Origin of the sequence: Actinoplanes sp. NPDC048988 (assembly GCF_043197815.1) — a bacterium.
Taxonomy (GTDB): Bacteria; Actinomycetota; Actinomycetes; order Mycobacteriales; family Micromonosporaceae; genus Actinoplanes.
In genome coordinates this window covers 1-21,869 of the sequence record NZ_JBICTW010000016.1, presented here as the reverse complement: position 1 = coordinate 21,869, position 21,869 = coordinate 1, and the positions used below count along the sequence as shown (strand labels likewise).

The 21,869-nt window shown below is 70.7% G+C and carries 18 protein-coding genes and 1 pseudogene; 9 read left to right on the top strand and 10 right to left on the bottom strand.

The features are described from left to right. Nucleotides 1-24 precede the first annotated feature (24 nt). Nucleotides 25-846 carry a universal stress protein gene (locus ACGFJ7_RS35910; protein WP_360253742.1) on the bottom strand — a complete coding sequence of 274 codons (822 nt, stop codon included), beginning with the start codon at nucleotides 844-846 and terminating at the stop codon, nucleotides 25-27. 162 nt (nucleotides 847-1,008) lie between these two features. Between ACGFJ7_RS35910 and ACGFJ7_RS35905 the strand changes: the two genes are divergently transcribed. Then, the gene (locus ACGFJ7_RS35905; RefSeq protein ID WP_360253740.1) at nucleotides 1,009-2,292 is read left to right on the top strand and encodes a citrate synthase; all 1,284 of its coding nucleotides are present in this window, start codon (nucleotides 1,009-1,011) and stop codon (nucleotides 2,290-2,292) included. A 65-nt stretch (nucleotides 2,293-2,357) separates the two neighbouring features. Beyond that, nucleotides 2,358-4,190, top strand: coding sequence for a molecular chaperone HtpG (gene htpG, locus ACGFJ7_RS35900; RefSeq protein ID WP_360253738.1), 1,833 nt, complete (start codon nucleotides 2,358-2,360; stop codon nucleotides 4,188-4,190). Here htpG and ACGFJ7_RS35895 read toward each other — a convergent pair. Continuing rightward, a complete protein-coding gene (locus ACGFJ7_RS35895) occupies nucleotides 4,187-4,783 on the bottom strand; it encodes a TetR family transcriptional regulator (protein WP_360253736.1) in 597 nt (198 codons plus the stop codon). The two genes, htpG and ACGFJ7_RS35895, sit on opposite strands and share 4 nt — an antisense overlap. Further along, on the bottom strand, nucleotides 4,780-6,264 hold the full coding sequence (locus tag ACGFJ7_RS35890; protein ID WP_392646394.1) for an MFS transporter: 1,485 nt from the start codon (nucleotides 6,262-6,264) through the stop codon (nucleotides 4,780-4,782). The genes ACGFJ7_RS35895 and ACGFJ7_RS35890 overlap by 4 nt, the downstream gene beginning before the upstream one ends. A gap of 131 nt (nucleotides 6,265-6,395) precedes the next feature. Between ACGFJ7_RS35890 and ACGFJ7_RS35885 the strand changes: the two genes are divergently transcribed. Beyond that, nucleotides 6,396-6,551 (top strand): hypothetical protein, encoded by a 156-nt coding sequence (locus tag ACGFJ7_RS35885; protein ID WP_360253732.1) that lies wholly within the window; start codon nucleotides 6,396-6,398, stop codon nucleotides 6,549-6,551. Then, nucleotides 6,548-6,895, top strand: coding sequence for a hypothetical protein (locus tag ACGFJ7_RS35880; protein ID WP_360253730.1), 348 nt, complete (start codon nucleotides 6,548-6,550; stop codon nucleotides 6,893-6,895). The genes ACGFJ7_RS35885 and ACGFJ7_RS35880 overlap by 4 nt, the downstream gene beginning before the upstream one ends. Nucleotides 6,896-6,905: 10 nt before the next feature. Here ACGFJ7_RS35880 and ACGFJ7_RS35875 read toward each other — a convergent pair whose 3' ends face one another. Continuing rightward, a complete protein-coding gene (locus tag ACGFJ7_RS35875) occupies nucleotides 6,906-8,972 on the bottom strand; it encodes an FUSC family protein (protein ID WP_392646392.1) in 2,067 nt (688 codons plus the stop codon). A gap of 59 nt (nucleotides 8,973-9,031) precedes the next feature. Here ACGFJ7_RS35875 and ACGFJ7_RS35870 point away from each other — a divergent pair, with 59 nt between their 5' ends. Next, nucleotides 9,032-10,462, top strand: coding sequence for a gluconate:H+ symporter (locus ACGFJ7_RS35870; protein WP_360253726.1), 1,431 nt, complete (start codon nucleotides 9,032-9,034; stop codon nucleotides 10,460-10,462). Nucleotides 10,463-10,468: 6 nt separating this feature from the next. Here ACGFJ7_RS35870 and ACGFJ7_RS35865 read toward each other — a convergent pair whose 3' ends face one another. Beyond that, on the bottom strand, nucleotides 10,469-10,903 hold the full coding sequence (locus tag ACGFJ7_RS35865) for a hypothetical protein (protein ID WP_360253724.1): 435 nt from the start codon (nucleotides 10,901-10,903) through the stop codon (nucleotides 10,469-10,471). Nucleotides 10,904-11,011: 108 nt separating this feature from the next. Between ACGFJ7_RS35865 and ACGFJ7_RS35860 the strand changes: the two genes are divergently transcribed. Beyond that, on the top strand, nucleotides 11,012-12,802 hold the full coding sequence (locus ACGFJ7_RS35860) for a LamG-like jellyroll fold domain-containing protein (RefSeq protein ID WP_392646391.1): 1,791 nt from the start codon (nucleotides 11,012-11,014) through the stop codon (nucleotides 12,800-12,802). 132 nt (nucleotides 12,803-12,934) lie between these two features. Next, on the top strand, nucleotides 12,935-13,636 hold the full coding sequence (locus ACGFJ7_RS35855) for a hypothetical protein (RefSeq protein ID WP_392646389.1): 702 nt from the start codon (nucleotides 12,935-12,937) through the stop codon (nucleotides 13,634-13,636). 33 nt (nucleotides 13,637-13,669) lie between these two features. On the opposite strand, the gene ACGFJ7_RS35850 is transcribed toward ACGFJ7_RS35855, so the two are convergent. The 5 genes and pseudogenes from ACGFJ7_RS35850 to ACGFJ7_RS35830 all read right to left on the bottom strand — a co-directional run bounded on the left by ACGFJ7_RS35850 (nucleotide 13,670) and on the right by ACGFJ7_RS35830 (nucleotide 20,524). Beyond that, on the bottom strand, nucleotides 13,670-14,971 hold the full coding sequence (locus tag ACGFJ7_RS35850) for a protein kinase (RefSeq protein WP_392646387.1): 1,302 nt from the start codon (nucleotides 14,969-14,971) through the stop codon (nucleotides 13,670-13,672). Nucleotides 14,972-15,001: 30 nt separating this feature from the next. Then, complete coding sequence (locus ACGFJ7_RS35845; protein WP_392646385.1) at nucleotides 15,002-17,194, bottom strand: bifunctional polysaccharide deacetylase/glycosyltransferase family 2 protein; 2,193 nt, start codon at nucleotides 17,192-17,194, stop codon at nucleotides 15,002-15,004. Further along, nucleotides 17,191-17,508: a hypothetical protein gene (locus ACGFJ7_RS35840; protein ID WP_360253714.1), complete on the bottom strand. Its 318-nt coding sequence runs from the start codon at nucleotides 17,506-17,508 to the stop codon at nucleotides 17,191-17,193. The genes ACGFJ7_RS35845 and ACGFJ7_RS35840 overlap by 4 nt, the downstream gene beginning before the upstream one ends. 725 nt (nucleotides 17,509-18,233) lie before the next feature. Beyond that, nucleotides 18,234-18,791, bottom strand: a pseudogene (locus tag ACGFJ7_RS35835) (transposase); the annotation flags it as partial. A gap of 332 nt (nucleotides 18,792-19,123) precedes the next feature. Continuing rightward, complete coding sequence (locus ACGFJ7_RS35830; RefSeq protein WP_360253712.1) at nucleotides 19,124-20,524, bottom strand: MFS transporter; 1,401 nt, start codon at nucleotides 20,522-20,524, stop codon at nucleotides 19,124-19,126. A gap of 67 nt (nucleotides 20,525-20,591) precedes the next feature. Here ACGFJ7_RS35830 and ACGFJ7_RS35825 point away from each other — a divergent pair, with 67 nt between their 5' ends. Further along, nucleotides 20,592-21,146, top strand: a complete 555-nt coding sequence (locus ACGFJ7_RS35825) for a TetR/AcrR family transcriptional regulator (RefSeq protein WP_392646382.1) — start codon at nucleotides 20,592-20,594, stop codon at nucleotides 21,144-21,146. A 9-nt stretch (nucleotides 21,147-21,155) separates the two neighbouring features. Then, entirely contained in the window at nucleotides 21,156-21,479 is a 324-nt protein-coding gene (locus tag ACGFJ7_RS35820) for a hypothetical protein (RefSeq protein ID WP_392646381.1), read from the top strand. Nucleotides 21,480-21,869 lie beyond the last annotated feature (390 nt).

Genomic DNA, 21,869 nt, shown 5'->3' with positions numbered 1-21,869 from the left:
CCCGGAAGCGGCCGGGCTGAGGAGTTACCGGGCCAGGGCGTTCCCCCTGATCGGCTTGCGCGGGGAGGGTACCCGCCGGCCGTGCGGGAAGACGGTCGGGCAGGCCGCGTGGTGCAGCACCTCGCGCGCCACGGAGCCGATCAGGCCGGCCCCGTCGGCGCCCCGGTGCCCGAGAACGAGCATGCGGGCGTGCCCGGACTGGCGTACGAGCGTGGGACCCGGCGCCCCGGTGAGCACGTGCACCTCGTGATCGTCCAGTTCGGGGCAGGAGCGCACCGCCTGGGCGACGAGCCGTTCCCCCTCGGCGGGATCGGCGCAGACGTGCGCCACATGGACGGCGACCTGGTGTCGTGCGCCCTCCTTGGCCGCGTGCTGCAGAGCGACCAGAGAGTGGGCGGACCCGTCGACCGCCACCAGCACCGGACCGGCCGGAGGGCGGGGCCCGCGGGCCACCATGACCGGGCACCAGGCCCGGGAGACCGCCTGGACCAGCACCGACTGCTCGGGCAGCCAGGGCGTCGTGGCGAGGCCGTCGTCGCCGACGACCAGCAGTTCGGCGGTCCGGGCCAGGCGCAGCAGCACCCGATCGGGCAGCCCGTCGACGAGTTGTCCCGTCACGCGCACCCCTGGTGTGGAACGCTGGGCGGTGGTTATCGCCTCGTCGACCACCCGGGAGGCGGCTCGGCGGGCTCGGTCGTGATCGAGATCGGACCAGGTGAAAGCGTGGACGATTCGTAGTTGACGGCCGCGTGAGAGGGCTTCGCGCGCGGCCAGGCGCACGGCGGCAAGACCGGCCGACGTGCCGGTGACGCCTACGACGACGGGCGATGGACTCGGACGACGCATGTGGTGCACCTCCGGGTTTGATACCAACCATTATCTATGCAAGAACGCCACTCTTCGTGATCAATCCCTCAGCAGGGAGCCGCCTGATGACCCATTCAGGTTGAGGGTTTACGGTAAACGACAAAATTCGTAGGACATCTGCCGGTGAAGCGAGGGAAATACATGACGGATGTCAAGCTCGACCATCCCGGCGGGCAACTGTCGATGTCGGTACGTGAGGCTGTCGAGGGTCCGGGTGGCATCGATGTCAGCGCCCTCCTCAAGGAGACCGGCTATGTGACCCTCGACCAGGGTTTCGTGAACACCGCCTCCACCACGTCGGCGATCACCTACATCGACGGTGACGCCGGCATCCTCCGCTACCGCGGCTTCCCGATCGAGCAGCTGGCCGAGAAATCCACGTTCCTCGAGGTCTCGTACCTCCTGATGCACGACGCGCTGCCGACGGCGCAGCAGCTCAAGGACTTCGGCGACAAGATCCGGGTGCACACGCTCCTGCAGGAGGAGATGCGCGCCTTCTTCTCCGGATTCCCGCGCGACGCCCACCCGATGGCCGTGCTCTCCTCGGCCACCACCGCGCTGTCCACGTTCTACCAGGACGCGCTCGACCCGCTCGACGCCGAGCAGGTCGAGATCTCGGGCATCCGCCTGATGGCGAAGCTTCCGACGATCGCCGCGTACGCGTACAAGAGGAGCATCGGCCACCCGCTGCCGTACCCGGACAACTCCCTCGACTACGTCGAGAACTTCCTCCGGATGACGTTCGGCCTGCCCACGGTCCAGTACGACGTCGACCCCAAGATCGCCAAGATCCTGGACATGCTGTTCATCCTGCACGCCGACCACGAGCAGAACTGCTCCACGTCGACCGTGCGGCTGGTCGGCTCGGCGCAGGCCAACCTGTTCGCGTCGGTCTCGGCCGGCATCAACGCCCTCTCCGGCCCGCTGCACGGCGGCGCCAACGCGGCCGTGCTCGAGATGCTCGAGCAGATCCGCAAGGAGGGCGGCGACGTCAACTCGTTCGTCACCCGGGTGAAGAACAAGGAAAAGGGCGTCAAGCTCATGGGCTTCGGCCACCGGGTCTACAAGAACTACGACCCGCGCGCCGCCATCGTCAAGAAGGCCGCCCAGGAGATGCTCAACACGCTCGACAAGCCCGACCCCCTGCTGGAGCTCGCGTTCCAGCTCGAGGAGATCGCGCTCAGCGACGACTACTTCGTCTCGCGCAAGCTCTACCCGAACGTGGACTTCTACACCGGCCTCATCTACAAGGCCATGGGCTTCCCCACCAAGATGTTCACCGTGCTGTTCGCGCTGGGCCGCCTGCCCGGCTGGATCGCCCAGTGGACCGAGATGATGAACGACCCGGCCAACAAGATCGGCCGCCCGCGGCAGCTCTACACGGGCTCGCCCGAGCGCGACTTCGTCGCGATCGACAAGCGCTGACGCGGACGAAACAACCTTCGACGCCCCGCCGGATCTCCGGCGGGGCGTTTTCGTACCATCGGGGCATGGAGACGTTGGAGTTTCAAGCCGAAGCTCGGCAGTTGTTGCAGCTGATGGTCCACTCGATCTATTCGAACAAGGACATCTTCCTGCGTGAGCTGATCTCGAACGCCTCGGACGCGCTGGACAAGCTGCGCCTGGCGACGTTGCAGGACGGTCTCGAGGCGGACGCCTCCGACCTGCACATCGAGATCGAGGCCGACAAGGAGGCGCGCACGCTGACCGTGCGCGACAACGGCATCGGCATGACCCGCGACGAGGTGGTCGACCTGATCGGCACGATCGCCAAGTCGGGTACGGCCGAGTTGCTGCGCAAGCTGAAGGAGGCGAAGGAGAGCCCCGAGCTGATCGGCCAGTTCGGTGTCGGCTTCTACTCGACCTTCATGGTGGCCGACCGGGTCTCGCTGGTGACCCGCAAGGCCGGCACCGAGGGTCACGGCACCCGCTGGGAGTCGGCCGGCGAGGGCACCTTCACCATCGACGAGGCGCCGGACGCGCCGGTCGGCACGACGGTCACCGTCCACCTGCGGCCGAAGGACGAGGAGGACGCTCTCTACGACTACACCGACGAGTGGAAGATCAAGGAGATCGTCAAGAAGTACTCGGACTTCATCTCGTTCCCCATCAAGATGGGCGACGACACGCTCAACTCGATGAAGGCGCTCTGGGCGCGGCCGCGCTCGGAGGTGTCCGACGAGGAATACCACGAGTTCTACCGGCACATCAGCCATGACTGGTCCGAGCCGCTCGAGATCATCAACATGCGGGCCGAGGGCACCTTCGAGTACGAGGCCCTGCTGTTCCTGCCGTCGCGCGCCCCGCACGACCTGTTCCAGCGCGACTCGGCCCGCGGCCTGCAGCTCTACGTCAAGCGCGTCTTCATCATGGACGACAGCCGGGAGCTGATCCCCGACTACCTGCGGTTCGTCAAGGGCGTGGTCGACGCGGCCGACCTGTCGCTGAACATCTCGCGGGAGATCCTGCAGCAGGACCGGCACATCCAGATGATCCGCCGACGGCTGGTCAAGAAGGTGCTGTCGACCATCAAGGACCTGCTGAACAACAACCCGGAGAAGTACGCGACGTTCTGGCGCGAGTTCGGCCGGGCGGTCAAGGAAGGCCTGCTCAACGACCAGGACAACCAGAAGGCGATCCTGGACGTGGCCACCTTCGCCTCGACGGCGGGCAGCGAGCCGACGACGCTCGCCGCGTATGTCGAGCGGATGAAGGAGGGCCAGGAGGAGATCTACTTCCTGACCGGCGAATCGCGCTCCCAGGTCGAGAACTCGCCGCACATGGAGGCGTTCCAGGCCCAGGGGTACGAGGTGCTGATCCTGACCGACCCGGTCGACGAGATCTGGGTCGAGGCCGTGCCCGACTACGACGGCAAGAAGCTCCAGTCGATCGCCCGCGGTTCCGTCGATCTGCCCTCGGACTCGTCCGAGGACAAGGAGCCGGAAGGTGACTTCGACCCGCTGCTCGGGTTCCTCAAGGAGCGTCTGGAGGAGCAGGTCAAGGATGTACGTCTGTCGCACCGCCTCACGACCTCGGCGGCCTGCCTGGTGAGCGACGCCGACGACATCACCCCGACGCTGGAGAAGATGTATAGGGCGATGGGCCAGGAGGGACCCCGGGTCAAGCGGATCCTCGAGCTGAACCCGAACCACCCGCTGGTCAGCGGCCTGCGCGCGGCCCACGAGCGGGACGCCTCGGACGAGGCGCTGCCCGAGACGGCCGAGCTGCTGTACGGCACGGCGCTGCTGGCCGAGGGCGGCGACCTGGACGACCCGGCCCGGTTCGCGAAGCTGTTGGCCGACCGGCTCGCCCGTACCGTCTAGAAGTCCTTCAGGCTGTTCTTCAGCGCGGCCAGGGCCAGTTCCAGGCGATCGAAGTCGTGTGGCTGGAAGCCCGCACCGGGAGGACTGACCGCGAGAACGATGCCGACGAGGGCGCCCGCCACCACGCGGGCGTTCTCGTCGGCCGGCCGGCCGTCGCGCTCGGCGATGGCGTCGGCCAGCATGTCCACCGCGGCCACGGTCTGCTGTTGCTGACGGACGCGCAGTTCGGGGACCGTCTCGATCAGCCGCTGGCGGCGGCGCTCGACCGACCACTCCTGCTCGGTGAGGTTCTCGAAGACCCCGCGCATGCCCAGCAGGACGGCCCGCACGGCCGGCACCTCGACGGGCTGGGCTCGGATCGCCTCGACGATGAGCGGGTCGTAGTCGTCGGTGAGGACAGTGTCTTCCTTCGTCGGGAAATACCGGAAGAACGTGCTCGGTGACACCTCGGCCGCCTCGGCGATCTGCTCGACCGTGGTGGCCGCGTAGCCCTGCTCCTCGAACAGGCGCATCGCGGCCCCCCGAATGGCCGCCCGGGTCCTGGCTTTCTTTCGTTCACGCAGGCCGAGCGGCACACCGGGGGAAGGGGTCATAGCGTCGATTCTGCCAAAGCCTCTTCGCTGACCTCGGCGGGCGGCGCCGGCGTGCGGGCCGGCACGACCACCAGCGCGATCACCACGCCGGCCGCCGCGACCGCGCCGGCCACCAGCAGTGACAGGTCCATGCCGTGGGTGAAGGCCCGCTGCGCCTGGGCCAGCAGGCCCGGGTCGCCGAGCCGGACGGCGGTGGCGATCCCGTCGTCCACCGAGGCGGGAACACCGCTCCGGTAGCCGGCGCTGACGACCGTGCCCAGCACGGCCACCCCGATCGCGCCGCCCACCTGGCGCATGGCCTGAAGCACGGCGTTGCCGACGCCGCTCTGTTCGGGGGAGAGGGCGCCGAGCGCGGCGTCGAGCGAGGGCGGCAGAGTCAGGCCGAGCCCGAGTCCGGCCAGGGTGATCCACACGGCGATCGAGCCGTAGCCGGTGGCCACCTCGGTCCGCGCGCCCAGGAACGACGCGGCGGCGATCAGAACAAGACCGACGGCGATGGTGGTACGGGTGGACAGGCGCGACCGGAGCATGTCGGCCGCCCGGGCGCCGACGACCAGGCCGCCGATCACCGGCAGCAGGCGCAACCCGGAGCCGAAGGCGTCGTGGCCGCCGACCGCGGCGAAGAACTGCGGCAGCGTGAACAGCAGACCGAGCATGGCGAAGCTGGCGATGGTGGCCAGCGCGGCGCCGCCGGTGAAGGCTCGCGACCGGAACAGCCCGAGATCGATCAGAGGCGTCGAGGCGCGCCGTTGCCACCGGACGAAACCGGCCAGCAGCACCACACCGGCGCCGATCGTCCCCAGCGAGCGCCCGTCGGACCAGCCGCGGTCACCGACCGAGATGACGCCGTACGTCACCGCGACCAGCCCGGCCGCGGAAAGAGCCAGTCCGAGCCCGTCGAGCCGGCCGCCCGTGCCCCGCGACTCCGGCAGCCACCGGGCGAGCGCGGCGACGCCGACGACGACCACCGGCACGTTGATGAGGAAGACCGAGCCCCACCAGAAGTTGTCGAGCAGCCAGCCGCCGAGCAGCGGCCCGAGCGGGATGCCGAGCGCGCTGGCGGTCACCCAGATCGACATGGCCCGCGGCCGGGTGGCGCGGTCGAACAGCGTGGTCAGCACGGCGCCGGACAGCGGCATGATCACGGCCGCGCCGAGGCCCAGAACAGCCCGGGCGGCGATCAGCTGCTCCGCGTTCTGGGCGTAAGCGCAGGCCACGGAGGCGAGGCCGAACAGGGTGAGCGCCCCCACGAGCATCCGTTTGCGGCCCAGCCGGTCGCCGAGCAGGCCGGCCGGAAGCAGCGCGGCCGCGAGCACCAGCAGGTAGGCGGTGGTGAACCACTGAAGATCGCCGGTCGAGGCGGACAGATCACGGGCGAGGGTGGGCAGGGCGACGCTCAACACGGTGGTGTCGAGCCCGACGGCCAACGTGCTCAGGGCGAGCGCCGCCAGGGCGTACCAACGAGAAGTGGAAGTAACCATGTTTTGACAGTAGCTCTCACTTCATAGTGGCTGTCAAGTTTTCCCGTGTGCCGCGCGGGTGAAGATCCGCGAAGTTCGTGCGCCGACGTGCCACGATCACGTAGGCCACGCGCGGGAAGGGAGCCGAGCAGATGAAGAAGGCCCTCGGCTGGATCGTGCTCATCCTCGTGATCTTCTACATCGGCACGAACCCGGGCCCCGCCGCGGACATCGCCCAGGGCATCGGCGACGGCATCGCCGAGGTCTTCCGCAACGTGGGCGTCTTCGTCCGCGAGCTGGCCACGTGACGGCCCACTGGCTCTTCCAGCACAACCCGGCCCGGGGCGCCTGCGGCGACGGCGACTGGACGGTACGCCGCTACCGAGACCGCATAGCCGCGGGCGACAAGGTGGCCCTGTGGCACAGCGGCCCCTCGGGCGGCCTGGCCGCCCTGGGCGTGATCGTCTCGAACCCCCACGCGACCCCGGCCGGAACGTCGGTGGAACTCCGCTTCGACCGCTGGCACAGCATCCCGCGCGCCGACCTCCGTGCCGACCCCCACTTCCGCCAGGCCCTGATCCTGCGCATGCCCGCCGGCGGCAACCCGTTCCCCCTCGAGCCCGGCGAGTGGCAAGCCCTCACCGACCGCTGAGCGGCGGCTCTCACCCGGTGGCGGACAGGGCCGCCAATGAAGCGCGGGCCGATCGTTCGGCCTCCAGGACGCGGGTCGTTGTCTCGGGCTTGAGGCCGGGTTCGCCGGAGGCCACGTCGTACGCCTCACGAAGTGTGGCCACGTGCAGTGCCAGGCGCCTCGCCTCGAGCATGGGATCCGCCGGGCTCTGGCGCAGCGCCTCGGTTCCCCGCTCGACGGCGGTGATGGCCTCGGCGAGGTAGCGGTTGGCGGCGCGGTTACGGACCAGCAGGGCGGCGGCCAGGCCCAGCAGACTGCCCAGAACCGTCTGCACCAGCCGGTCGCCGATCAGGTCCAGCGGTGGCGTCTTGTGGCCGAGTTCGCCGACCAGCAGGGCCAGGGGAGTGATGGCGAGCATGGCCAGGCCGTAGTTGCGGATGACCAGCAGCTCGGCGATCACCTGGGCCAGCACGATGCCGGCGACCATCACCCACGGGCCCCCGGGCACGGAGACGACCACACCGGCGATGAGCAGGCCGAGGAGGGTGCCGCCGGCGCGCTGGACGGCCTTCTGGGAGGAGAGCCGCAGCGAGGCGGTCTGCAGGACGGCGACGGCGGAGACGGCCGCCCAGTACGGGTGGTGCAGGCCCGTGACATGCACGAGGATGCCGGCGGCGGCCCCGGCGATGAGCGCCCCGAAGGCGACACGGGCGGCCGCCGGCCAGAGCGGGCGCCGGGGCGTGCCGGGCCCGGGAGCGGGCAGATCACGCAGCAGAAGCGCGGCCAGGCGGCGCTCGGCGATCCGGGCGTTCTCGGCCGGCGTGGCGGTCAGGTGGGGGATCGGACCCCGCGCCTTGACCTGGGCGGCGAGGGCCCGCAGCTCGGCGGCGGCCTCGGCCGTGTGCCCATGCATCCCGCTGAGTTCGGTTTCCGCGTGCGCGACCAGGATCTCCTCGGCCCGCAACTCGTCGCCCCGTTCCCCCTCCTCCCGCACCCCGTTGGCTGCGCTCCCGTCGGCTGCTGTTCCGTTGGTTGCGTTACCCGCGGCCGCTGCGCTACCCGCGGCCGCTGCGCTTCCGGCGGCCGCTGTTCCGTTGGCCGGGCGCCCGGCAGCCGTCATCCCGTTGGCCGAACTTCCGTCGGCGTCCGGCTCGTCGGCGGGAACGGCTTGCGAAGGAGCGTCGGAGCCGGCGCGGTGAACGGTGTGGACGGCTTCCGTAGCGGCGAGGGAGTCGGCGGGGTGGGAGGCGTGGACGGCTGAGCGAGGGGCGGCGGGCCGGGAGGTGTCAGCGGTCGCCGGAGGGGCGGCGGAGTTGGTGGCATGGGACGTGTGAGGGGCGGCCGAGTCGACGGGTTGGCACGTGTAAAGGGCGGCTGGGCCGGCGAGGTGGGAGGTATGAGGGGCGGCGGAGCCGGTGCGGTGAACGGCGGTCCAGCGGCCGGCGGCGACGGCTCGCCAGGCTCGGTCGACGGCCAGGGCCGCCTGCTGGCGCGCCAGCAAGCCGGCCGGGCCGGCCGGCGCCGCGTGCAGGGCCGCGGCGGCGCGCAGGGCTCGGGCCACGGCCAGGCGGCGTGGGGCGTCCGGGGTCACCAGCGCCCCCGACATGACGATCAGCCAGGCCACCGCCGCCACGGCCGCGGTCAGGGCCGCGTTGCGGGGTATCGACGACGCCGTGGCGGGTAACGCGCTGGCCACCGCCGCCGCGAAGGTGAACATCAGGCCCGCCGGTGGTCCCACCCGGTAGCGGTTGCACAGCAGGGTGGCCGCGCCGCCGACCAGGGCGACCACCCCCACCCCGACGGTCTCCGGGTGCGGGGCCAGCGCGGCCAGCGTGCCGAGGACCACGCAGGCCACCAGGCCGGCCGCGCTGAACGTCAGGATCACCGCCCGGCGGCGGTAGGGCTCGTCCCGGCCGTAGAGCGCCGTGAACGCCCCGAACGTGGCCACCCCGGCCCACGCCGTGTGACCGATAGCGATCAGCACCACCAGCGGCACCGCGACGGCCAGGCCGGCGCGGAGCGCGAAGGCCCACGCCGCGTCGGCCGGGCGGACCCGGACCGCGGCGCGCAGGTCGGCGGGGACTGTGCGTGGGCTCACCAGGTCCGACATTACCCAGCCAAGATTGAAAAGCGTTCGCCTTGGGTATCCGCCCGAAAATGACGCCCCTCGCCGCTGAGGCCATCACGGACGCCGGGACCACGCAGCTGGTTCTCGCCGCTGTGCTCGGCATCATCGCTGTCGTGCTACTCATCGCCTGGGCGAAGTGGCATCCGTTCCTCGCGCTGATCATCGGGTCGGGGGTGCTCGGCCTCGTCGCCGGCGCGTCGGCCGGTGACACCATCGACTCCTTCACCGCCGGGCTCGGCAGTACCACCGGCAGTGTCGGCGTGCTGATCGCGCTCGGTGCGATGATCGGGGCGCTGCTGGCCGATTCCGGCGGTGCCGACGGCATCGTGAACCGGATCGTCAACAGCGTCTCCGGCTCGGCCCTGCCGTGGGCCATGGCGGGAGTGGCGGCCCTGATCGGCCTGCCGCTGTTCTTCGAGGTCGGCGTGGTGCTGCTGGTGCCGATCGTGCTGCTGGTGGCCCGCCGTACCGACATCGGTCTTCTCCGCATCGGCATCCCGGCGCTGGCCGGCCTCTCGGTGCTGCACGGTCTCGTGCCGCCGCACCCGGGCCCGCTGGTCGCCATCTCGAACCTCAACGCCGACCTGGGGCTGACCCTGCTGTTCGGCATCATCTGCGCGATCCCCACCGTGATCGTGGCCGGCCCGGTCTTCGGCAACTTCATCGCCAAGCGGGTCCCGCTGCGGGTTCCGGCGCTGGCCGGGGCGACTCCCGCGGCCGGCGGATCGGGCATCTCGACCGCCGACGACCTGGGCGACGTGGTGGAGGAGAAGGGCAAGCCCCGGCCGACCCACAATCCCGGGTTCTGGCCGGCCGTGCTCACCGTCCTGGTGCCGATCGTTCTCATGCTGGCCCGGGCCATCGCCGAGCTGACCCTGGACGAGGGCAACGGCGTCCGGTCGGTCCTGGAGACCATCGGCGAGCCGATCGTGGCGTTGCTGGCCGGCGTCCTGATCGCGATGTACACGCTGGGCAAGCGGGCCGGCTTCAACCGGCAGCAGACCTCCGCCGTGGTCGGCGGCGCCCTGCCGCCGGTCGCCGGCATCCTGCTCATCGTGGCCGCCGGCGGCGGTTTCAAGCAGGTGCTGGTGAACGCGGGTGTCGGCAACGTGGTGGCCGACGCCGCTCAGGACGCGAACATCAACGCGCTGCTGCTGGGCTGGCTGGTCGCGGTCGGCATCCGGGTCGCGACGGGCTCGGCCACGGTCGCGACGATCACCGCCGCCGGCATCGTGGCCCCGCTGGCCGCGACGCTCGACAAGCCTGAGGTGGCGCTGCTGGCGCTGGCCATCGGCAGCGGCTCGCTCTTCTTCTCGCACGTCAATGACGCCGGGTTCTGGCTGGTCAAGGAATACTTCGGGATGACCGTGGGCCAGACCATCAAGACCTGGTCGGTGATGGAGACGATCATCTCGGTGGTGGGCTTCGCCTGCGTGATGATCCTGAGCATCTTCGTGTGACGAAAGTCAGGCGCCGCACTTCCCGTCGAGCTTCTGGCCGACGGTCTGGAAATCGCCTTTGACGTACGCCGCCGGGTCGCTCAGCCGCGCCCCGGCGGTCAGGTCGCCCGAGATGTCCTGGAGCGCGCTCTTGAGCCCGGGCTCCGTCGTCCGGGCGACCTCGGCGTCGACCTGCGCGGCCATGTCGGTGAAGGTCTGCTTGATCTTCGCCTTGGCCTCGTCGCTGGAGCTGCCGATCCACGGCGCCAGTTTGAGCGCCCCCTCGGTCAGGGTCTTGTACACGGCCGTGCACACGTACTCGGGCACGCCGGCCGAGCCGGACGGCGTCGGGTTGATGCTGATCGGCGGCGGCACCGCCTCGGGCGCGATGTCGATCTCGCATCCGGCGGCCAGGGCCGCCGTCGCGATCAAGGCGGCGGGCAGCAGGCGGCGTCGAGACACGGCATTCTCCCTTTTCGATTCCGTACGCAGGAAGCATAGTGGCCGCCGTCACGGGCGCCACCCGGCCGGCGCCGCAACCTCGTACGAAAAGCGTAGTTAACGACCAATGTGCGCAACCTCCGAAAAAGTGCCGCCCTCGCGATCGCCGGCGTCGTAGTCGCGGCCGGTGCCGCCCTCGCCGGGGTGGTCACCTCCGAACCCTCCGCCGCCCCCTCGTTCAACGGCCCGGTCTACGCGGTCGTGTACCGCGGTGACACCGTCTACGTGGGAGGCAACTTCACCACCGCGATCGTCGGCGGCCGCAACGTCGCGCGCACGCGGCTCGCGGCCTTCAACGCCCGCACCGGCGCGCTGCTCGACTGGCAGCCCAGCGCCGACGCCAACGTCCGCGCGCTCGCGGTCGCCGGCGACGTGGTCTACGCGGCCGGCGACTTCGACGTCGTGAACGGCGAGGCCCGCGACGCGGTGGCCGGCATCGGCGCCACCAGCGGCCTGCTGACCAGCATGCGGCACTCGGTGACCGGCCAGCCCAACGCCCTCGCCACCGGCAACGGCCGGCTCTATCTGGCCGGCCGCCTCTCGGCTGTGGACGGCGTGCCGCGGGCGAATCTGGCCGCGTTCACGCTGAGCTCCGGCGCGCTCGACGCCTGGGCGCCCTCGGCCGACGACACCGTCAACGCGCTCGCCGTCACCAGCGACCGCGTCTACGTGGGCGGCCGGTTCCACCGCACCAACAACGTGAGCTCGACGATCCGGCTCTCGGCGGTCGACCCGGCCACGGGCGTGACGGACGCTTCCTTCGTACCCAAGCCGGTCTCTCAGGTCTTCGCTCTCGCCGCCGACGCCAACGGGGTCTACGCCGCCCTCGGTGGCCAGGGCGGCCGCGCCGTCGCCTACACGAGGGCCGGCGCGACCCGCTGGACCCGGGTCTTCGACGGTGACGCCCAGGCCATCGCGGTGCTGGACGGCATCACCTACGTCGGCGGCCACTTCGACAAGGCCTGCACGACCGGCAACAACGGCGTGCGCGGGGTCTGCACCGACGGCTCGGTGACCCGCGGCAAGCTGGCCGCCGTGGACGCGCAGGGCAACCTGCTCGAGTGGGCGCCGCAGGCCAACGGCGTGGCCGGCACCCGGCAGATCGCCACCAGTCCCGCCCTCGGCTCGATCAGCGCGGTCGGTGACTTCACCACGGTCAACGCGACCCCGCGCAAGCGCTACGCCGCCTTCAACGGCGTGCCGGCGCGGGAGGAGGGCGGTCCCGCGACCGGCCCGGTGGCCTCGTACAACTTCGACACGACGATCGCCGACGGCACCTTCGACGACGGCTCCGGCCACGGTCACCTGCTGCGGGCCGTGATGCGCGACGGCGGCAGGATCGCCCTGACCCCGCACGGCTCCGGCCAGGCCCTGTCGTTCCCGCCCGGCTGCGCCGAGGACGCCTGCCCGAAGCTGGTCCTGCAGGCGGCCGACACGCCGGATCTCAACCCCGGCGACAAGCCTTTCCGGTACGGCGTGACGGTGCGCCCGGGCACGACCAGGACCAGCCAGAACCTGCTCCAGAAGGGCCTCGCGGGCGCCGGCGGCCAGTACAAGGCGCAGCTGGAGGGCACGACCGGCAAGCCCAGCTGCGTGCTGACCGGCAAGGACGGCGGTCAGTCGTACGTGGCCCGCGGCCGACAGTCGATCATGGACGACGGCTGGCACACGATCGAGTGCCGCCGCACCGGCCCGACGCTCGCCGTCGTGGTGGACGACCAGGTCCAGGCCACTACCGCCGTACCGGAAAGCCTCTCGATCGTGTCCTCGCAGCCGTTCAGCATCGGCGGCAAGGGCGTGGGCAAGAACAACGACCAGTTCCACGGTTCACTCGACGACGTCTGGATCCACATCGGCTGACGAGGCGCGACAGTGGTGACAGCGAGTCACCCGATGGGGGGCGGGCGAGGTCCCCTGATCGGAATGACGACCGTCGACCCCGGGTACTGTTAACCTGCCTGCCGTCGTCTACGCAGCGTGAGGAGCTGACGCATGGCCGACTGGATTCTGGTCCCGTGCCTGGTGAAGCTGCGCTCCGAGTTCACCACGATCGCGCCCAACCGCGACAAGAGCAGCGACGGCTCGATCGGGGACAGCGCTCACCAGGCGACGCAGTCGGACCACAACGACGACGAGGTCGGCAACGTGCCGATCCACGACGCCGACAAGATCCACGAGGTGCACGCGATCGACGTCGACGTCGACCTGCGTGAGCCCGGGCTGACCATGGAGACGGTGGTGCAGTTCCTGCTGCGGCGGTGCCGGTCCGGCGCCGAGAAGCGGCTGCGCTACATCATCTTCAACCGGCGCATCTGGCAGCAGAGCAACGGCTGGAAGCAGCAGTCCTACAGCGGCGCCAACCCGCACGACCACCACGCGCACTTCTCGTCGTCGTACACCACGTCCCTCGAAGCCTCGACGGCTTCCTGGCATCTGGAGGACATACCGGTGGCTCTCACTTCCTCTGACAAGTCCTGGATCGCGGGCGAGATCAACAAGGTGGAGGAGCGGGTCTGGGACTTCCGCCTGCGCAACCCCTACACCAACGTGAATCAGCCGGCCGGGGACTTCCAGCGGTACGCGCCGAGCAAGCAGCCGCTGAACGACCTGTCCCGGCAGATCGCCGAGCTGAGCGAGCAGGTCGCCCAGCTCCAGAAGCAAGTGGCGGCACTGACCATGGTCCAAGTGGACTGAGCCAGGCGAAAGGGGGCCGCGAGGCCCCCTTTCTCATTCTCCGGCGCCGGCCGGGGTGCTCGCGTTCTCCTCGGGACCCTCGGTCTCCTCCGGCGGGGCGGTGGTCTCCGGCGGCGCCGACGTCTCCGGCTCCGAGGGACCCGACTCGTCCGAGCTGGGCGAGGTCGTGGTGGAGGTGACCGGCGCCGACGGCCGGGTGGTGGCCGGCACCGGCTGCTGCGACCGTGACGGTGCCGGGTTCGACGTCCTCTTCGGCGTGCTGGTCGGCGTCCTGGCCGGCGCGTTGCCCGTGCCGGCGGAGGACCCGACGGTGGCCGACGGCTGCGTGTCCGGCGGGGTCTGCTCGTCGTCCGGCCAGGTCAGCGCCAGCGCCAGCGCCGCCGCGGCCAGCACCAGAACAGCCGCGGCGGCCGCGATCAGCGGCTTACGGCCGCGGGCGTTCTCCTGTCGCGCGGGAAGCGCCGCCGTCGTTCCCGCCGGAGGGGCGATGGCAGCGAGCACCGTCGTGGTGTCGACGCCGGCCAGGATCTGATCGGCCGCGCCGGCCATCGCCGCCGCCGACGCGAACCGGTCCTCGGGCCGCTTGGCCATGGCCCGCAGGACCAGGGCCTGCACGGCCGGCGGCACGTCGTCCGGCAACGGCGGCGGTGGCTCGTTGAGATGCTGCATCGCGATGGCGACCGGGTTGTCGCCGAGGAACGGCGGCTGACCGGCCAGGCAGTGGTACGCGACGACGCCCAGCGCGTACACGTCCACGGCCGGGGTGATCGGCTCCTTCGACACCTGCTCGGGCGCGATGTACATCGCCGTGCCGACCACCTCGCCGGCCGCGGTCATGGTCGCGGTGTCGGCCTGCCGGGCCACCCCGAAGTCGACCAGCACCACCGTGCCGTCCGGCTTGATGATCAGGTTGCCGGGCTTGACGTCGCGGTGCACGATGCCGGCCCGGTGCGCCGCCTCGAGCGCCCGCCCGGCCTGCGACACCACCGACAGCGTCTCGTCGGCGCTCAGCCGGCCGCGCGCGGCGATCCGCTGATGGAGCGGCTCGCCTTCGACCCGGGCCATCACGATGAACGCGTCGGTGCCGCCCTCGGTCTCGCCGAAGTCGTACACGTCGGCCACGCCCGGATGGTGCAGGGCGGCCATGGCCCGCGCCTCGTTGCGGAAGCGCGTCTGGAAGTTGGGGTCGCCGGCCCGATCGGCGTGCAGCGTCTTGACCGCGACGTCCCGGCCGAGCACCGTGTCGGTGCCCCGCCAGACCTCGCCCATGCCACCGGCGGCGATCCGCTCGTCCAGCCGATACCGGCCGCCGTACATCTCTCCTGGGGAAGGCATAGCCTCTCCTCTACCCGACCGGTGATCAGGCTATACGCCGCGGGCCGGGCTGGGGGCCGAGCTGAGGTCGCCCGTCCGATGGATCGTCTGCCAGCGCAGTCGGCGGCCGGTCACCGCGGCCAGCGCCGACACCAGGAGAACGAGATACATGAGCTGGCGATACACGATCTGTTGCAGCGGCAGCGTCCACAGCGGGCGCAGCGGCTCCCGGTCGAGGCGGAAGGCCAGGATGGCGGTCAGCACCTGCACCACGAGCATCGCGAGCCAGCCGATGACGGTGATCCGGCGGTCCAGGAACAGCAGCCCGTACACCGCCATCAGGTCGATCAGCGGGGCCAGCAGGGGCAGCAGCACGCTGAAAAGGGTGATGAACGGTAGGCCGCGCCGGCCGAACCGTCCCGACGGGCCGGACTCGACGACCGCGTGGCGGTGCTTCCACATCGCCTGCATGGTGCCGTAGCTCCAGCGGTAGCGCTGCCTCCAGAGCTGCTTCATGCTGGCCGGGGCCTCGGTGTACGCCCGCGCCGACTCCTCGTAGACGACCCGCCAGCCGGCCCGGTGGATGGCCATGGTCAGGTCGGTGTCCTCGGCCAGCGTGTCGGTGCTCAGGCCGCCGGCCTCGGTCAGGGCCTTGCGGCGGAAGGCGCCGAGGGCTCCCGGGATCGTCGGGATGCAGCCGAAGGTGTCGTACAGCCGCCGGTCGAGGTTGAAGCCGATCACGTACTCGATGTGCTGCCATTTGCCGATGAGGCTGCCGCGGTTGGCGACCTTCACGTTGCCGGCGACCGCGCCGACCATCGGGTCGCCGAAGGGCTGCACGAGGCGGTGTACGGCCTCGGGTTCCACGACGGTGTCGGCGTCCACCATGACGACGATCGGGTTGCGGGACAGGGCCACCCCGGCGTTGAGCGCGTTCGCCTTGCCGGAGTTGGGCACTTGCACGATGCGAACATTGCGGATCCGCAGGTCGCGGACCGCCGCGGCGGTCCCGTCGGTCGAGCCGTCGTCGACCACCAGGACCTCGACACTCGGATGCTTCGAACCGGCCAGCGACCGGACGGCGGGCGCGATCGTCTTCTCCTCGTTGTACGCGGGCACGACGATCGTCACCGGCGTGGACACCGGCAACCCCCACGACCAGTCCGGGCTGCGCCGATGCCGCGAATGCCGCCAGGCGAACAAAAACAGGATCAGCGTCCGTACGACGATCAGGCCGCCCGCGACGATCAACAGCACCCAGAGCGCGTCGAGCACGATGTCGGCCACGTGCACGGTCCACACCAGGGCCCGGCCACGCCACACGGCCTCGTCGGTGGCCGGCGGATTGACCCGGTCACCCAGGGCGGCGCTGACCGTGCTGAACCGGTAGCCCCGGCGCTGCATCTCCGGGATGAGCCGGTCCAGCGCGGCCACCGTCTGCGAACGGTCCCCGCCGGCGTCGTGCATGAGAAGAATCTGCCCGCCGGTGCCGCGCGGCGTGCCGTTGCGCACGATGGCGTCGACACCGGGCCTCTTCCAGTCCTCACTGTCCATGGTGTCGAGCACGGTCAGATAGCCCTGCGCGCCGACGTCCTGCACGGTTTGCCAGTCCTTGTCGGAGATGGCGTCGGCGAACGACGAGTAGGGCGGCCGCATCAGCGACGAGGAGCGTCCGGTCGCGTAGGCGATGGCCAGCTGCGTCTGCGAGTTCTCCATCTCCCGCCGCCAGTTCGGCAGCTCGGCCAGATCGGGATGGGTGAAGCTGTGCCCGGCGATCTCATGCCCCTCGTCGGTGATCCGCCGGGCCACGTCCGGATGCCGGGCGACCTGGGACCCGACGACGAAGAAGGTGGCCGGCGCGTGATGCCGGCTCAACACGTCGAGGATCTTCGGCGTCCACAGCGGATCGGGGCCGTCGTCAAAAGTGAGGGCGATCGTCTTGGCCGGCATGCCGTACGTCCGGACCTGGCCGCCGTCGACGTCGATGATCGGGCCGCCGTTGCTGATCGAGTCGGGCACGTCCTCGGACGAGGTGGTGCTCTGTGTGGTCCCGTCGGGGCTGAACCCGGCGTCGGTGTAGACCGACACGAGGATCACGGTGGCCAGCAGGAGCAGAACGACAAGCCCGAGCCCGCCGGCGAACACCCGCCGTCGCCGGATACGCCGCTTACGCTGAAGCGGGGGAAGCCGCCCGGTCGACTCGGCCGGATCATGCGGCGGTGGCGTGGCCCGGTAGACGGTCACCGCGCGGCTGCCGCGCTGCTGGGGCCGGGGGTCCGTGCCGGCGGCGGCGCCGATCCGCCGAGCTGGCTGAGCCAGATGACGACCAGGGCCACAATCAGGAGAAGCCCGATTCCGTACGCCGTACGCCGCACCCACCGGCGGCGGCCACCGGTCGGATCGACGAAGACGGGCGGCGGCTCCTGCGAACCGATGGGGATGTAGTCGGTGGGCGCGTTCTCGGGCGTGCGCGCCTTGCCCACGGCCTTGCCGACCCGGGCCTGGCCGCGCGGCGGACGCTGAACCCGCGCCCGCCCGATGTTGGGTTCGTCTCCCACGCTTCCGACGCTAAGAGGTACGTCAATTCGCCGCACGTCGTGAGGCGGGGGTGGAATGTCCCTTGTGTCCGGTGTGGCTTGAGGGTTGGCGGGGTTCCTTCGCAGGTGGGGGAGGGGTGCTCGATCAAATACTGGGGGCGGTGGTGGTGTGGCCGGTAAGGAGTGGGTGTCACCCACCCGACTGACTTTGGGGCTCGCTTGCGGTGGGACGGCGGGGAGCCGGGGATGCCCACTCGGGCTGGCTGGGGAGCGCTTTATGCCTCGAGTGGTCACCCCCGGCTCCCCGCCTTGCATGGGGGCTTGGTGCGGCCAGGGGAATGGTGGGGGGCTGCTGGGTGGGTGGCTGCGGTGAGTGGTCACCTTGCGCTGCGCGGGGTTTGCTGTTCGCTGCCGCGTTGTGGTGCGGGTGGGGGGATTTGTCGGGCGGGCCGGCGTTGGTGGGGGGCTGGGCGGCAATTCCAGGCCGGTTGCGCGGGCGGGTGGAGGGCGAGACTCGTCGCGTCTGCCGGCCGTATGTCAGGCCCAGCGGAGGAACCAACAGAGGGGGCCGTGCGGGCGCTCGCCTGCCCTTGGATCTCTTGGCTTTGCGGTGTGCGTCCGGTCCGTGGCCGGTGACCACGGGCTCGGGCAACGCGCACCTTGGCCGGCACGCCGATGAGCTGAGGGCTGTCGCCGCGTTGGCCGGCGGTCACCACCACCGCCAGGAGTTTGCGGCCTTAGAACTCCTAACTCTTTGGGTGGTGGAGGCGGTGCCAGCAGATCAGGGCGCAGCCACGTTTGAGCAGGGCTTCGTGGATGTCGTCGCGGACTTCACGGCGGATGCGTAACCGCCGGAACCAGTGCGGCAACGCGAAGCTCTGCTCGACGACCCAGCGCGGCTTGCCAAGCCCGGAACCATGCTCGGTGCCGCGGCGGGCAATCACCGGGGTGATGCCCAGCTCGCGGACCAGGGCGCGGTACTTGTCGTGGTCGTAGCCGCGGTCGGCGTAGACCTTCGGGGCCCGACGGCGGGGCCTGCCGCGTTGCGGTTGCCGCCGGTCAGCAGCGCCGCCGACGCGACACCGCCGGCGTCCGTGATCAAAATGGTGCTGGGAGCCCAGCCGGCCGCGGTCTACTGGACTCCGGTCGGTTTTGGGCCGCCCTGGAGCGCGCGCACGTGACTTGAGTCGAGCACCGCTCGGGATAGGGTCCAGCTTCCCGGCCGCGCGCAGCTCGGCCAGCAGCACTTTGTGCAGGCGTTGCCGGACCCCGGCGTTGTTCCAGTCGCGTAGCCGGCGCCAGCAGCGGCCTTGGTGGTCCAGCCGCCGCGGGAACACCGGCGCGCTGCCGGTGGCGGAACCATCGATACAGCGTCGGCCACGGGCGGATACACCTCAGTCTCGACGTCCATGTGCGCGGCCGATCACGTCCCGTCCCGCAGACAGTGCACTGCGAGTCGCGCGTGACTTCCTCGCCTTCCCCGCCGCCGAGGAGATCCGCCAGTCGGTGCGGGTCTCGAAGGTTTCGATCTGCGGTCGGCGCCTGATACTGCGGGGGTGATGCCGCCTCGGCGGGTGGGGCGGGCAAAGGGGCGAGCCGGGCCGCCTCGGCGGTCCGGCTCGCTGGGGTGGGAAGGTCAGGGCTTGCGGCGGGGGAGGAAGAGGGCGATCACGGCGCCGGTGGCGACGATCGCGGCGCCTACGACGACGGCGGGCTTGATGCCGTCCACGAAGGACTGGTGGGTGGCGTAGCTGCCGTACGAGCTGAAGATCGAGGCCAGGGCGGCCACGCCGACGGCTACGCCCAGTTCGCGGATGGTGTTGTTGACGCCGGAGGCCACGCCTCGCTGGTCCTCGGTGACGCTGGCCATGGCCACCGTGCTGACGGGGGCGAAGGTCAAGCCCATGCCCACGCCGGCCATGGCGAAGGCGGCCACCAGGGACGGGTACGTCACGTCGGTGCCGATGGCCAGGCCCATCCAGAGGATGCCGCCCGCCAGCAGGGCCTGGCCGGCCAGGATGAGGTTGCGCTGGCCGACGCGGTCGCCGAACAGGCCGGCCAACGGGGCCACGATCATCGGGGCGGCGGTCCACGGGAGGGTGCGCAGGCCGGCGTCGAGCGGGCTCAGGCCCTGTACCACCTGGAAGAACTGGGCCAGCAGGAAGACCGAGCCGAAGGCGCCGGCCGAGAAGGCCAGGGTGACCAGGTTGACCAGGCCGAAACCGCGGGAGCGGAACAGCGACAGCGGCATCATCGGTGACGGGTTGCGGCTCTGCCAGGCCAGGAACGCGGCGATCAGCACGGTGCCGCCGACGAGCATGCCTAGGACGCGGGCCGAGGTCCAGCCGTGGTCGGGTCCGTCGACGACACCCCAGATGACCAGCAGCATGCCGGCCGCCGACAGGACCAGGCCGAGCGGGTCGAGGCGGCGGGCGCCGCCGCGGGACTCGGACAGGACGGTGCGGGCGAGGAACACGGCGAGCACGCCGACCGGCACGTTCAGCCAGAAGATCCAGTGCCAGTCGAGGCCTTCGACGACGGCGCCGCCGACGACCGGGCCGACCGCGACGCCGAGGCCGCTAATGCCGCCCCAGATGCCGATGGCGGCGGTGCGCATCCGGTCGGGCACGGCCGCCGACAGCAGGGTCAGGGCCAGGGGCGCGACGGCGGCGCCGCCGAGGCCCTGGATGGCGCGGGCGGCGGTGAGCTGCCACGGCGAGGAGGCCAGGCCGGCCGCGGCCGAGGCCAGGGTGAAGACGACCAGGCCGGCGACGAACATGCGGCGGCGGCCGATGCGGTCGCCCAGGGCGGCCGCGGTGAGCAGGAACGCGGCGAACGGCAGCGTGTACGCGTTCACGAACCACTGCAGGTCGGTCAGCGACGCGCCCAGGTCGGCCCGGATCACCGGCAGCGCCGTGCTCACGACGAGGTTGTCCAGCGCGACCATGAAGGTCGGGATGCCGACGGCGGCGAGCACCGCGGCCAGCGGCTTGGCGGCGCGCCGGGGTGCGGCGGGTGCTTCCAGTACGGCGGTCATGACTGTCGTTCCCCCAAGTTGTTATTGACTGATAACCAACGTAGTTATCGACTGATAATCTGTCAACATGTCTCGCACCCGCCTCACCGCCGAGGAGCGCCAGGAGCAGCTCGTGGCGGCCGCCGTCACCGCGTTCAGCAGCGGCGGCTACGCCGGCACCACCACCGATCAGGTGGCCCGCCTGGCCGGTGTCTCCCAGCCGTACGTGATCCGCCTGTTCCGTACCAAGCAGGATCTCTTCCTGGCCGCCATGCAGCACACCGTCGAACTCATCGACGCCACGTTCCGTGCCGCCGCCGACCGGGACCCCACCCTGCCCGGCCTCGGCCACGCCTACTTCCAGCTGCTGGGTCGCCGCGAGCTCATGGCCATGCTCCTGCACGGCTTCGCCGCCAGCGACGACCCCGCGATCGGCGACCACGTTCGCGCCGGCTTCGGCCGCCTGTACGACACCATCCGCGCCCTGACCGGCTGCACCCCCGAGGAGGCCCGTTCCTTCTTCGGCGAGGGCATGCTCCTGACGTGCCTGGCCTCGATGCGCGTGATCGGCCCCGCCGCCGTACCCTTGCAGCCCTGGTCGGCCGAGCTGGCCGGCACCTACCCCGACGAAAAGTTCGACTAGCCTCGTTTCGTGGCCGACCACGAGCAGTACTCGCGATACCGGCATGACCGCACCGTGCTGACCGCGATAGGCACTCGGCTGGAGTCCCAGGCCGATCGGATCAGCGTGCGCTTGCCCAGGCCGCTGGCCGAAGCGGCGGTCGCCGCCTGGCACCGCGAGGAGACGGGCGGGACAGGCGAGGAGAGCCGCGAAGAATTCGAGCTGCGTGACGACGCCGCCAACCTGGCCTTGATCGGCCTGGCCCTCAGCGAGCGAGGCGTGTGGGACGTCCAGGAGGCCGTAGTCGACCTGGACCTCGTCCAGATAGCCGCGGCATTACGGGCCGCGCGCTAGCCCAGCCTTTCAGCCCGCGCAACCGGCCTGGAATTGCCGCCCAGTCCTCACTCACCCTGGCCTGCCCGACAAATCCGCCTATCCGCACCCCGGCGCGGCAGCGAACAGCAACCCCCGCCCAGCGCAAGGTGACCCTCACCGAAGCCACCCACCCAGCGGCCCCCGACCATTCCCCTGGCCGCACCAAGCCGCCATGCAAGGTGGGGAGCCGGGGGTGACCACTCGAGGCATAAAGCGCTCCCCAGCCAGCCCGAGTGGGCACCCCCGGCTTCCCACCGTCCCAGCGCAAGCGAGCCCTAGCTTGAGTTTTAACCTGTTCGGCGTGGCCGTGGAGTGGTTGAGGGCTTCTTTCTGGGTGTGCTTTTCGGGCGATCGTTCCTGGTGACGATG